General features: G+C 35.9%; 11 protein-coding genes. 2 read left to right on the top strand and 9 right to left on the bottom strand.

Going from position 1 to position 12,999, the window contains the following annotated elements:
• Window positions 1–2: 2 nt before the first annotated feature.
• The gene (locus GAVG_RS00055) at window positions 3–527 is read right to left on the bottom strand and encodes an FHA domain-containing protein FhaB/FipA (RefSeq protein ID WP_009994535.1); all 525 of its coding nucleotides are present in this window, start codon (window positions 525–527) and stop codon (window positions 3–5) included.
• A 33-nt stretch (window positions 528–560) separates the two neighbouring features.
• The gene (locus tag GAVG_RS00050) at window positions 561–1,253 is read right to left on the bottom strand and encodes an FhaA domain-containing protein (protein WP_048653108.1); all 693 of its coding nucleotides are present in this window, start codon (window positions 1,251–1,253) and stop codon (window positions 561–563) included.
• Window positions 1,254–1,454: 201 nt separating this feature from the next.
• Between GAVG_RS00050 and GAVG_RS00045 the strand changes: the two genes are divergently transcribed.
• On the top strand, window positions 1,455–2,135 hold the full coding sequence (locus tag GAVG_RS00045; RefSeq protein WP_004114017.1) for a phosphatase PAP2 family protein: 681 nt from the start codon (window positions 1,455–1,457) through the stop codon (window positions 2,133–2,135).
• Window positions 2,136–2,148: 13 nt separating this feature from the next.
• On the top strand, window positions 2,149–2,556 hold the full coding sequence (gene mscL / locus GAVG_RS00040; protein ID WP_009994532.1) for a large conductance mechanosensitive channel protein MscL: 408 nt from the start codon (window positions 2,149–2,151) through the stop codon (window positions 2,554–2,556).
• Window positions 2,557–2,647: 91 nt separating this feature from the next.
• On the opposite strand, the gene GAVG_RS00035 is transcribed toward mscL, so the two are convergent.
• The 7 genes from GAVG_RS00035 to dnaA form a co-directional block, all read right to left on the bottom strand.
• Window positions 2,648–3,139: a DUF3566 domain-containing protein gene (locus GAVG_RS00035; protein ID WP_009994531.1), complete on the bottom strand. Its 492-nt coding sequence runs from the start codon at window positions 3,137–3,139 to the stop codon at window positions 2,648–2,650.
• A complete protein-coding gene (gene gyrA, locus GAVG_RS00030) occupies window positions 3,132–5,771 on the bottom strand; it encodes a DNA gyrase subunit A (protein ID WP_013399363.1) in 2,640 nt (879 codons plus the stop codon). Before gyrA ends, GAVG_RS00035 begins: the two co-directional genes overlap by 8 nt.
• A 69-nt stretch (window positions 5,772–5,840) precedes the next feature.
• Window positions 5,841–7,916 (bottom strand): DNA topoisomerase (ATP-hydrolyzing) subunit B, encoded by a 2,076-nt coding sequence (gyrB, locus tag GAVG_RS00025; RefSeq protein WP_009994524.1) that lies wholly within the window; start codon window positions 7,914–7,916, stop codon window positions 5,841–5,843.
• A 150-nt stretch (window positions 7,917–8,066) separates the two neighbouring features.
• Window positions 8,067–8,558 (bottom strand): DciA family protein, encoded by a 492-nt coding sequence (locus tag GAVG_RS00020; RefSeq protein WP_004114025.1) that lies wholly within the window; start codon window positions 8,556–8,558, stop codon window positions 8,067–8,069.
• Between the two features lie 10 nt (window positions 8,559–8,568).
• Window positions 8,569–9,837: a DNA replication/repair protein RecF gene (gene recF, locus GAVG_RS00015; RefSeq protein ID WP_009994522.1), complete on the bottom strand. Its 1,269-nt coding sequence runs from the start codon at window positions 9,835–9,837 to the stop codon at window positions 8,569–8,571.
• A gap of 10 nt (window positions 9,838–9,847) precedes the next feature.
• Entirely contained in the window at window positions 9,848–10,966 is a 1,119-nt protein-coding gene (gene dnaN, locus GAVG_RS00010) for a DNA polymerase III subunit beta (protein ID WP_009994520.1), read from the bottom strand.
• Between the two features lie 425 nt (window positions 10,967–11,391).
• Entirely contained in the window at window positions 11,392–12,999 is a 1,608-nt protein-coding gene (dnaA, locus tag GAVG_RS00005) for a chromosomal replication initiator protein DnaA (RefSeq protein WP_004114028.1), read from the bottom strand.

The raw sequence follows: 12,999 nt of genomic DNA, 5'->3' as shown, positions 1-12,999 counted from the left end.
AATCACCTCAATTCAAACATTGTTGCGCCAATTCGCACAGAAGTGCGTGGTTGCAAAACGACTGGTTCATTAACTCTATTATGACCAATCATAGTTCCATTAGTACTGCCCAAATCTTCGAGTACCCAAGATTTTACAGATTGATTAAAATAAACACGAGCATGATGAGACGATACAAATTCGTCATTTAAAACTACAGTATTGTTTGCTGATCTTCCAAGAGTTACACCAGATGGTTCAAGAGGGAAGGATGATCCAGCCAAAGGACCATCAATAATAACAAGTAAAGTAGGATTTTCTGAAAGTTTATTAGATTCTTCATTCCTAGAAACTATATTATTTTGATTATTTTCACTACTTGAATTATTTGGCTTACGACGATACTTAGTCTTAAAAGAACGAGACTTTTTAGGACTAAAAATCTCAATATCTCTACGAAGAGAACGAACAGCAAACCACACGAATACCCACAAAAGTACTAAGAAACTGTACTTAAGTATAGCAAAAGTTAACTCGGTTAATATCATGCGCGTACTCGTATCTCTTTATGTATTCGTCTATTACTCCTGATCCTGTGATGAAGCCCAATAGAAAATACGAGTACGTCCGATAGTTATAGTATTTCCATCTAAAAGTGTTGCTGCTGGAGTCTGATGTCCTTCAACATAAGTTCCATTAGTAGAACCAAGATCTCTAGCAATAACACCATCAGGCGTAATATCTATTCCAAGATGTCGACGAGAAATACCAGGATCGTCAATAACAATATCGCAGCCAGATCCTCTGCCTAATATCGTGCGATCTTTTGTTAACAAATATCTATTTCCATTAATTTCAAGCATTGGATGATTTTCTGACTGTTCTTGAGTTGTTACAGGAACAGCATTTCCTGGAACAGAGTCAGAAATCAAATTGAAATTACCTTTAGCAAGATCTGTGTCTTCTTCAAAAATAACTGCAACAGGTCCAACAAATGCATAATGCTGACTTTTTGCATATTGTGTAAGATTATCTGCAAGCTCGTTAGCTAACGCTTCACTACCAAGCTGATCAAAATCTGGCGTACTCAGTTTAAAGTGATATTCATTCGGAGCAACTGTACGATCGCGATCAATTGGCATAGATTGATTATCAATCTCTCGCTCTAATGCACTGGAAAGATCAACAAGCTGCAAGTCTTTAGAGCCGAATTTTGCGAAGACCCCGTTCATTGCACCTTCAACGCTCTTCTCAAGTCGGTCAAGCATGCTCATTGTAAACCCTTTCTATCTTTTCCTCATATTACTCGTCACCTCGTACGGTGTTCAACTTATTACATTCGTATGTTAATACTTGTTTTAATCAATATTCTTTTATATTACAAAATCATCCATCAAATCATCCATTTAAATAAATAAACACGCATACTCATAATACATATTTATCATATATATTTCTAAGTGTAATCTTTAACTATGAATCAAAAAAATCAGTTTTATGACTTTTGGCAAAAAATAGTAGATAATAAAAAGTCTTCTATTGTTTTACTTCTTGCCATTTTAATCCCTTGCATTGGTAAAGGGGTGCTTGTTATGAGTGAGGAAAGATCTTTAGAAACAGGCATAGTTGCATTTTTCCACAATTATTCCCCATCTTTCATAATGTCTATTTCAAAGATTCTCGCAATAATTTTTTCTACAAAATGTTGCATAGTCATACTTCTTGTTTTATCTATTATTTCTTACTTTATTAAAAGAAATTGGCGTATAACTCTTACACAACTTGTTATTTCTCTTTTGCCTATGGTTTATATTTTTGCAATTAAATTCATAGTTCATAGACCTAGGCCTTTTATTGGAGTAAAGGTTAAACTTCCACCAGATCCAAGTTTTCCAAGTGGTCATACTGCAGCAGCTGTTGCGATTTGCGCTATGATTCTTATGATTCTTTATGTATCTAATAAATCATTGTTAAAACTTGGCTTGATAATAAGCATTGTTGTTGTTGTAATAGTGGCTCTTTCTAGGCTTGTTGTTGCAGCTCACTTCCCTACTGACGTTATAACTTCTGCAATAATGTATCCAATATTAGTTATGTATAATCTTGATTTCTTTAAAAACAGTAGTTTTATTAATAGAAAAATATTAAAAAGATAAAGGTAAATAAACAATGTTTAATGGTTTTAAAAAATTTATTGCTCGTGGCAGCGTTATCGACATGGCAGTCGGTGTTGTTATGGGCGGTGCTGTTACAGCAGTTGTTAATTCAATAGTTAAAAATATTATTAATCCTCTTATAGCAATAATTTGTGGAAAACCAGATTTAGATGGTGTTCTAACAATAACAATAAATGGTGCAACTATTTCGTTTGGTGCTGTTATTGTATCTGTATTAAATTTCCTTATTATTGCTGTAGCTGTTTACTTTTTCATAGTTTTGCCTATTAATAAATTGAGAGAAATGGGTGTTAATTTCTTAAATATTGAAAAAGAAAAAACAGATGAAGAAAAACGCAAGGAACGTGAAGAAAAAATGATTAAAGTATTGGAAGATATTAGAGATTCTGTTTCTAAGTAAAAATGCTTTGATTTTAATTTAAAAATTCCCCCGCTAGTCTAAATAAGATTAACGGGGGAATTTTTGATTATTTTATTTTAAATCACTTATTTTAATCATCGCCAAGAGTTAGATGGATTCCACCAACTAATGAACCAACAACGTTATATAGCAAAGCACCAATTGCAGAAAGTAGTGTTAAAATAACTATTTCCACAACAGAAAGAATTGTTACAGCACTTAAAATTGTTGGAAGAGAGAATACATCAGCAAGATTAAAACCGTTGCTATTCAAACCTGTTGACGAAACAATCTGAGTTACTTGATCAAAGACACCAACCATGTTTAGAAATAGCCAAACTAATCCTGCTGCAATTACTTGAATTATTCCTCCAGCTACGCTAAGAAGAAAAGTAACTTTTGCAACAGACCACGCATCTACCCTAACTAAGGAAAGACTCATTCTTCTAGCACGCGGCTGACTAGTTTTTCTCTTGGTATAACCATTAGATTCAAAACTAGCTGTTCCACCAATTGTTCTTGGAAAATTAGTGTTAGGTTCGCCATTAACTTTGCTATTGGATGTTTCAAAATCCTCACTCATCTAAGTTCCTTCTGCTAGTATTTTCTTCTACTTCTTCATTCTTATTGTCACTTTCATCATCTCTTTCCTCATTACGAGCTATAGAGATGATTTCGTCACCCTTATCTGGCTTAGCTAAAGTCACGCCTTGAGTTGTTCTACCAGTACGCTTAACCTCGTTAACATCAGAGCGAATTACCTTACCAGACTTCATAATTGCCATTACTTGATCTGTTTCTTCAACAATCAAGGCACCAACCAAAGAACCGCGACCTTCTGCAAGTTGAACAGCTTTAACACCGTATCCGTTTCTTCCTTGCAAACGATACTCTTCAATAGCAGTTCGCTTAGCAAATCCTTCGTTTGTAACAACGAGAAGATCTTTACTTGTTTCTACAGATACAACATCCATATCAAGTAATTCATCGTCTTCTCTAAATCGCATGCCTTGAACGCCTGCAGTTTGGCGACCCATTGGTCGAAGTTGCTCATCATCTGCTCTAAACTTCAAGCTCATTCCAAGCTTAGAAACAAGAATAATGTCATCTTCTGAATTGCACAAAGCTGCACCAATCAACTCATCAGCAGGTTCGCCTGTTTCTTCATTAGTCATTAGTCGAACAGCAATCAAACCACCTTGACGTGGAGAATCATATTCTTGTAAAGCAGTTTTCTTAACTTTTCCAGAACGAGTTGCCAAAACCAAATATTTAGCAACATCATAATTTGGAATCGATAACACTGCTTGAATTGTTTCTCCAGGAGTAAACTGAAGCAAATTAGCAACATGCTGTCCTTTAGAATCTCTTGATCCTTCTGGAAGTTCATAAGCTTTAATGCGATAAACTCGTCCGCGATTAGTAAAGAACAACAACCAATTGTGTGTAGAAGTTAAGAAGAAGTGATCAACTACATCATCTTCACGCAATTTAGCGCCTTTAATTCCTTTACCACCGCGATGCTGAGCACGATACTCGTCTGCCTTAGTACGCTTAATATAGCCTGCGCGAGTTACTGTAACAACAACATTTTCTTCGGCAATAAGATCTTCAACATTCATTTCACCAGAGAATGGAAGAATTCTAGTTCTGCGCTCATCGCCATATTTAGCAACAATTTCATCAAGCTCATCGCCAACAATCTTGCGCTGACGTTCTGGGCTTGCAAGAATATCATTGTAATCTTCAATCTTGCGCATTAATTCTTCATGTTCGTCGAGAATCTTCTGACGTTCCAAAGCTGCAAGTCTACGAAGCTGCATTGCAAGAATAGCATCTGCTTGAACATCATCAACATCAAGCAAATTCATCAAACCAGTGCGAGCAGTATCAACATCTTTAGATGAACGAATTAAAGCAACAACTTCATCAATCATATCCAAAGCTTTTAAGTAGCCTTGCAAAATATGATCTCGCTCTTCAGCCTCTCGCTTTAAGTAGCGTGTACGCCTATCAATTACTTCAAGCTGATGACTTACCCAATGACGAATAAACGCATCCAAACTCAAAGTGCGCGGCACACCATCAACAAGCGCAAGCATGTTAGCGCCGAAAGTTTGCTGCAATTGCGAATGCTTATACAAGTTGTTCAAAACAACTTTTGGAACAGCATCTCTTTTAAGAACAAGCACTAAACGCTGACCAGTACGACCAGACGTTTCATCGCGCATATCTGCAATGCCTTGAATCTTTCCATCTCGCACAGCTTCCCTAATAGAGGCAGCTAAGCGATCAGGATTAACTTGGTATGGAAGCTCGGTGACCACCAAGCACATACGTCCCTTAATTTCTTCGGTATTAACAACAGCGCGCATTGTAATTAAGCCGCGACCAGTGCGGTACGCTTGCTCAATTCCCTTGTGACCTAAGATTGTTGCTCCAGTAGGAAAATCAGGACCTTTAATTCGCTGAATTAAAGCTTCAAGAAGCTCAGAATTACTAGCATCTGGGTGGTCCAAAGCCCAATGTACACCATCGGCAACCTCACGCATATTATGAGGTGGAATATTTGTTGCCATACCAACAGCAATACCAGCAGAACCATTAACTAAAAGATTCGGGAAACGAGCTGGCAAAACTGTTGGCTCTTGAGTTTTACCATCGTAGTTTGGCAAGAAATCAACAGTATCTTTGTCAATATCTCGAACCATTTCCATAGCAAGAGGCGCCATACGGCATTCCGTATAACGCATTGCTGCTGCAGGATCATCACCTGGGGAACCAAAGTTTCCTTGACCATCAACAAGCATGTATCTCATTGACCAAGATTGAGCCATACGAACCAAAGTGTCATAGATAGCAGAATCACCATGAGGATGATACTTACCCATAACGTCGCCAACAACGCGAGAGCACTTGTTATACCCTCTATCTGGCCTATAGCCGCCATCATACATAGCGTAAATAACACGACGATGCACTGGTTTTAAGCCATCTCGAACATCTGGTAAAGCGCGCTCAACAATAACAGAAAGTGCATAAGCAAGATATGATTCGCGCATTTCCTGCTGCAAATCCATGTGTTTTACGCGAGCACCTTTCATTAAGCCGTAATCAGTATTATCTGATTCTTGCGGACTTTGTGGTTCCATAGACCCATCAGGCAACTGATCTCTATATTCACCATCATTAGCGGCGTTTATTTCGTCTACCACTGCTATTCCTTCTTATTTATATTTTAAAGTTTATTTTGCTTTATTTTTACGTTGATTTATTAACTATTTTTAAGCATCAATAAATCTTGCATCATGAGCATTACGTTGAATAAAGAGCCTACGAGGTTCCACTTCGTCTCCCATAAGCATTGAGAATGTCTCATCAGCTCGAGCAGCATCTTCAATATGAATTTGCTTTAAGATTCTGTGTTCAGGGTCCATCGTTGTTTCCCACAGCTCCTGATAGCTCATCTCACCCAAGCCCTTGTATCGCTGAATACCTTCGCCTTTAGGAAGTTGTCTGCCTGCAGCTTTACCTTCTGCAAGAACTCGATCACGCTCAGCATCGGTATAAACAAAGTCATGTGCTCCCTTGCTCCACTTCAAACGGTAAAGAGGCGGCATAGCAACGTAAATGTATCCTGCTGTAATCATTGGACGCATATAACGGAAGAACAGTGTTAAATTCAATGTAGCAATATGAGCGCCGTCAACATCAGCATCAGCCATAATAATGACTTTGTGATATCGAACCTTACTTAAATCGAAGTCTTCACCATAACCGCCTCCAACAGCAGTTATTAAGGATTCAATAGTTTCCGACTTCATCATTCGATCAATTGAAGCGCGCTCAGTATTCAAAATCTTACCGCGCAAAGGCAAAATCGCTTGAGTAATAGGATCTCGTCCTTGAATTGCGGAGCCACCTGCGGAATCACCCTCAACTATAAACAGCTCGCATTCTTCTGGATTATTAGACTGGCAATCCTTCAATTTATCTGGCATTCCAGCAGTTTCAAAGATTGACTTTCTACGCGTATTTTCGCGAGCTTTCTTAGCTGCAATACGCGCACGCGATGCTTCAATTGCTTTTTGAATAATGTTCTTTGCTTCACTTGGATGAGCGTCGAACCAATCTCCAAGCTTTTCAGTCATTACTCGCTGAACAAAGGTTTTAGCTTCAGAATTGCCAAGCTTGGTTTTAGTCTGACCTTCAAACTGTGGAGTTGTAAGCTTTACTGAAACAACTGCTGTTAAGCCTTCTCGAACATCGTCACCAGAAAGATTAGTATCTTTTTCTTTTAAGATATTCTTTTCTCGAGCATAACGATTTACAAGAGATGTAAGTGCAGCTCGGAATCCTTCTTCGTGAGTACCACCTTCAGTAGTTGAAATAGTGTTAGCAAAAGTGTGAACTGCTTCCGAATATGCAACAGTCCATTGCATAGCAATTTCGGCAGAAATACCAATTTCAAGATCTTCCGCCTCAAAATCAATAACATCTGGCTCTACAGGAACAGCTTTTCGAGATTTAACCAAGTAGTCAACGTAATCTTTAATTCCGTGATCATACTTGTAGCTAACGCTTTGATGCTTTTCTTCACTAGTTGATTCATTTTCTCCTGTGACTTCGTCCCCTGCTTCATCAGGCTTGCGCAAATCAGTTAAAGAGATCTTCAATCCTTTGTTTAAGAAAGCCATCTGCTGGAATCTAGATCGCAAAGTTTCAAAATCGTATGTAGTTGTTTCAAAAATAGCACCATCTGGCCAGAATGTTACGGATGTACCAGTAGATTCACCTTCTTCCATTGGCTTTCCTTTTTCCAATGGTGCTGTTGGATGCTGATCTACATACGTTTGAGTCCAATGGAACCCTTGACGACGAACTTCAATTTCTACGCGTGTAGAAAGTGCGTTAACAACGGATATACCAACGCCATGCAAACCACCAGAAACGGCGTATCCGCCGCCGCCAAACTTTCCACCAGCATGAAGCTTAGTCATAACCGTTTCAACACCAGAAACGCCTTCTCCTGGTACTTCGTCAACTGGAATGCCTCTACCATCATCTACAACTTTTATTGCATTGTCTGGCAATATTGTCACTTCAATGTGAGAAGCATAACCAGCCAAAGCCTCATCAACCGAATTATCTACAATCTCGTATACAAGGTGGTGTAAGCCTCTTGGACCAGTTGAACCAATGTACATACCTGGTCTGATTCGGACTGCTTCTAATCCTTCGAGAACGCGAAGATCGCTAGCATCATAATGTTCAGGAGAAAGTGAATCATCAAGCTGAGCGTCATCGAGTTTATGTTCTTCAACAGAATTTTCCATTGAATTATCTTCAGTGTTTAACACTTTAGATCCCTTCCCGTATTACCTCATGCCAAGAGGCATTTACGAGGTCGATACACGCTAGAAAGCACAAAAAAGGGGTTTCTAGCGATTTAACTATATTACATAACATTCTACACATGCATAATGACCGCTCTTTATTAAGAGCCGTTATTAGTGATTCTTAATATTAAACCTACTATTTATTGATTTTTTGCCTGTTTTTTGCAAAGATGGACCAACTATTTTGACTTCTTTAATATTAATATTTTTTGAATATTCAAATATTTTTTTCTCAAGCATAGGTTTGCAGTAGCTAAGTTGTGTATACCAAACGTTTGATTTTGTTCTAACTATTAAAATACCGTCTTTTATTTGATCTATATAACAATTTAAAGATGCACTTTTACCAACTATTTTCCACCAATCTTCTCGCATTCTTGCTATAGCAAGCGGCTCATTCCAATGTTTTTTATTAGCAAAATTACCTAGCAACGAATAAAGATTTTGTGGATCCCTACCAGGTTTTCCAAAACTTTCCCAAGCTTTATAAGCGTTTTGCTCGTTTATTGTTTTCTTTTCTCCCCTTTTTTCTATAGGAGAAAAAACAATCTCAGGAAGCTTTCTAGTGTCTAATTTTAATAATTTATTTACGGGAATTTTCATTATTTTCCCCTTAACTATTAGAATTATTCTCGATATTATTTTTTCGATTATTAATAATATCTTTTAGTAGATCTTTATGATTAGAGTCAAGATTATTATTAAAGAAATTTTCATCTTGATTATTATTTTTTTCTACTATTTTAGATATATCAATAAATGATTCTTCTGAAAGATTATCATCTTTTGGTATATCACTTAAGGATGCAACTGTAATAAAAACTTGTTCTTGTTCTTTTGCAAACTCTAAAATTTGTTTTCTTCTAGATTCATCTAATTGTGAAAAAACATCATCCAAAATAACTATTGGTTTTTGATTATTTTTTTCTTCTAAAGTCTTAAATAAAGCCATTTTTAAAGCTAATGCTAGAGTCCATGCTTCACCATTAGAAGCAAATTCTTTTGCAGGATGATTATTTATTAATATTGTAAAATCATCTCTATGAGGACCTATTAGGTTGTATCCTCTAGCAACTTCCCCAGCATAAATTCGTTGAAAATGCTCGCTTATAGCCGTTTGCGGAAAATAATCTTCTTTTGATTCAACTTCTAACTCTTCAAAAGACGGATTATATTGTATCGAAGCAAAATTAGAAGATCGGGAAAGTTTATCTACTATTTTAGGAAAAATTTCATTTAACAAATTTATTATTTTTTTTCGATTTTTTGTAAGAATTATTCCTGATTCAATGAATTTACCCGTCCATATTTCCAAATCAGATATAGGATTATATCCATTTGTTGAACTAGCTAAATTATTATTAGATAGACTTTTAAGAAGATATGCACGTTGTTTTGCAATATGATTATATTCTTGTAAAACTTGTAAATAATTTGGTATTAATAGTGCTCCAGCTTGATCTATGAAAGTCCTACGAATATTAGGATCTGAAAAAATCAAATTTTGATCTCTTGGAGTGAAAGAAATGGATTTAACTAATCCAATTATGTCCTTCATATACAATGATTTTCCACTATTAATTCTTGCTCTGTTAGCTCCTTTTGAATTAATCGTAAGCTCATATGTAGTTTCATCTAAATCATTATTATCAAAATTTTTAGTATTAAGTCGTATGGTAGCACAACTGTTATTGCACTCTATCAGTGGCATCAAAGATGATATTCTATGACTTGTTCCAGTAGATATAACTTCTATAGCTTCAACAATATTAGTTTTACCTAAACCATTTGAGCCAAATAGAACATTAATTTTTGGAGAAAAGTCTAATACACAACTACTCCAAGAACGAAAATGATCTAGTACAAGTCTTGAAACATACATTTATTTATCTTTAAGGATGCATTGGAACAACAAGATATCTGTAATTCATAGACTCATCGCCATCAGCTTCCTGCTGACCATTAAATTCAACAGGCTTAACTGCAGATGTGATTTTTGCATGAACAAATGGCTCGCTTATAGCGCTTAAACCTTCAATTAAATAATTAGGATTAAAAGCAACTATAATATCTTGACCGTCCATGTCTATATCGATAAGTTCTTTTGCTTGAGATTCTGAATCATTTCCAGCACTTAAAGTTAATTCATCCCCAGAGAAAGACATGTAAATAGGAGCATCTTTTTCTGCAACAAGTGCAACTCGCTTAATAGCATTAATAAGCATTGTTCGATTAATAATTGCATGAATAGGATATTCATCAACAAAAAGTCGATCTACAGAAGGAAATTCTCCATCAATTAGTTGAGAAGTACTTACTCTACCAGAATTTTCAAAACCAAGAATAGATGGTTCTTTATCATTTAGGTTTACAATAACATTTTGATGTTCATCTATTGATCGAGAAATATCTCTAAGAATGCTTCCTTTGATTAGAGTAGAAGTATTTATGTCAAAATGTTCTGGTGTCCACTTAAAAGTTGATCTTGCAAGACGATATCTGTCTGTAGCAGTGAAAGTAACAGAATCATCTTCAAAATGAGCATGAATTCCAGTCAAAACAGGTCTATCTTCTTCTCTTGAAACAGCCACAGAAGCTTGTACTACTGCCTGAACAAAAGTAGGAGCATCTACCTGACCAAGTTTTTCAGGAATTTGTGGTAAATCAGGATATTCTCCTTCAGGCATTAGTTGGAGTGTGAAAGTTGATTTTCCAGAAGAAATAGTAAGAGTAGTTTCATTAGAGGATAAATAGGTTTTTTCTGATGGTAAAGATTTAGTTATATCTGCCATCAATTTGCCTAATACGAGTACACTACCCTGCTCATCTATTCCAGCTTCAACATGATGTCTGCTAGAGAGCTGATAGTTAAAAGCAGAAAGTTGAAGAATTCCATCTTTTGCTTCTAGTTTTAGTCCTGCAAGAATAGGATTAGCTGGTCTAGAATCTATGACTCTAGTTGTCCAAGCTACTGCATCAGCAAAAGAAGCGGAATTAACTTCAACTTTCATTTTTCCTCATTTCTGTTTAAATCTGTGTTTTATTCTATATCATGCTGCCAATTAAAAATCATATTTTATGAAAGTTAGTTGAGTAAGTAATTAAATATGAATATTAGATAAAAATAAAATAGTAAAAGTAATAAAGGTTGTTAACATGTGGATAAAGTTAAAGAACTGCTGATTTAGAGCCTTTATCCACAATTTAAAAATGTTGACAACACAAAGAGAAGTATGTGCATAAATGCTGAAGTTATCCACATAATTTTCTAATTTTTAGATTATTAACATTTTTACCGTAGTTAAAAACAGTTTATTCACTTTTTAAACGGCGTTTTCCACCAGTTATTCGCAGCTTTTGCCCACATTTGTTACTAACTATGTGGATAACTTTATTTACTTTAATAAACAAATTATGAATAAACTTGTGCAAAACTCTATTTTTTGGAAGGATTTTGTTTCAAACGAACAGTCAATTCCATAACATAGTTATAAATTTCTTGCTTTTCCTGCATTTCGCCACTAATTCTGGTATAAGCATGCATAACAGTGGTATGATCTCTTCCACCAAAAACTTCTCCAATATCAACCAAGCTCATGCTAGTCATTTCTCTAGCTAAATACATTGCAATTTGACGAGCTAAAGCAACATTTTTAGTTCTTGATCTTCCAACCATCTCATCAAAAGTCATATGGAAATATTGAGCAACCTGACCGATAATATCTGTTGGTCTAACTTCAATATCGGATGCAAAAAAGTCCTGTAAAGCTTGCTCAGCTAAAGCCTTACTAACTGGTTGGTTACTAAGAGAAGCAACCGCCGTAACACGAGTTAAAGCGCCTTCAAGTTCGCGAATATTTTCAGTAAAACGTTCCGCAATAAGATCCAAAACATCACTAGGAACATTGGACCCATTCATAGAAGCCATCATTCGTAAAATAGCAATACGAGTTTCTAAATCAGGCGGTTTAATATCTACTGTTAAACCAGATTCAAATCTAGAAATAAGTCTAGATTCAAATCCTCTAAGATTTTTAGGAGCAACATCAGAAGCTATTACGATTCTTTTATTAGCCTGATATAAAGCGTTAAAAGTATGGAAAAATTGTTCAAGAGTTGCTTCTTTACCACCTAAAAATTGAATATCATCGATTAGTAGAACGTCAACTTCGCGGTATCTTCTATTAAAGTTAGCAATCTGACCTTGATTTTGACTTGTATTTTGTAAAGCCTCAATAAATTCATTAGTAAACTCTTCGCTTGTAATATATCGAACTTTAAGGGAAGAATCTTTAACAAGCGCATAATTTCCAATTGCGTTAAGCAAATGTGTTTTGCCAAGACCAGATCCACCGTAAATACACAAAGGATTAAAATCGCGTCCTGAGCCTTCTGCAACTGCCAATGCTACTGTGCGAGCAAAACGATTGGAATCGCCAGGAACAAACGTGTCAAAAGTGGCATAAGTATTCAAATGAGTTGTTGGATCTCTATTAACTGATGCAGGTATATTTGTCTGCTTTTGATTAATAGATTGCACATTGAGATTTGTATTTTGCATGGTTTTCAAACCAGTTGCGTAATCAAAATCTTTCTGTACAGGAATTGAATCATAAGAATCGTCCAAAAAAGATTCAACTTTTTTAGGATCAGAAGAATCATTAGAATCTGACGAATCAGAATTATTATTTGTAGTATTATCTAGCGATTGAGAAGTTTTTGAAGTATTACTTACATTTTGTAAAGTATTGTTATTCTCTTTCTCACTATTTTGGATAATTTTAAATGCTGGAAACATGTCTTTTCCAGTACAAATTTTCAAAGAAGTTAGCAGAGCAGAACTAAGTTCGTTTTGCAGAGCTTGCTGAGTCTCAATATTAGAAACGCATAAAACAATTGTTGTTCCAAAAATAGCTTCAGGTTTTACACTCTCAAACCAACTTTTATCCCGATTGCTTAGAAGTGCATTATGGCGCAACACGGCGAGAGTATTAGACCATACTATGGCGGCTTGAGCACTAGGATCCTCAAAGGCTTCAGACAT

It is taken from the genome of Gardnerella vaginalis ATCC 14018 = JCM 11026, from assembly GCF_001042655.1.
Classification (GTDB): Bacteria; Actinomycetota; Actinomycetes; order Actinomycetales; family Bifidobacteriaceae; genus Bifidobacterium; species Bifidobacterium vaginale.
The sequence above is the reverse complement of the archived record's forward strand: the minus strand, read 5'-3'. Positions and strand labels throughout refer to the sequence as shown.

Bases quoted from the DNA above. Each gene is read 5' to 3' on its own strand.
- GAVG_RS00055 (WP_009994535.1), bottom strand. From the start codon at position 527: ATGATATTAACCGAGTTAACTTTTGCTATACTTAAGTACAGTTTCTTA.
- GAVG_RS00050 (WP_048653108.1), bottom strand. From the start codon at position 1,253: ATGAGCATGCTTGACCGACTTGAGAAGAGCGTTGAAGGTGCAATGAAC.
- GAVG_RS00045 (WP_004114017.1), top strand. From the start codon at position 1,455: ATGAATCAAAAAAATCAGTTTTATGACTTTTGGCAAAAAATAGTAGAT.
- mscL (WP_009994532.1), top strand. From the start codon at position 2,149: ATGTTTAATGGTTTTAAAAAATTTATTGCTCGTGGCAGCGTTATCGAC.
- GAVG_RS00035 (WP_009994531.1), bottom strand. From the start codon at position 3,139: ATGAGTGAGGATTTTGAAACATCCAATAGCAAAGTTAATGGCGAACCT.
- GAVG_RS00020 (WP_004114025.1), bottom strand. From the start codon at position 8,558: ATGAAAATTCCCGTAAATAAATTATTAAAATTAGACACTAGAAAGCTT.
- recF (WP_009994522.1), bottom strand. From the start codon at position 9,837: ATGTATGTTTCAAGACTTGTACTAGATCATTTTCGTTCTTGGAGTAGT.
- dnaN (WP_009994520.1), bottom strand. From the start codon at position 10,966: ATGAAAGTTGAAGTTAATTCCGCTTCTTTTGCTGATGCAGTAGCTTGG.
- dnaA (WP_004114028.1), bottom strand. From the start codon at position 12,999: ATGTCTGAAGCCTTTGAGGATCCTAGTGCTCAAGCCGCCATAGTATGG.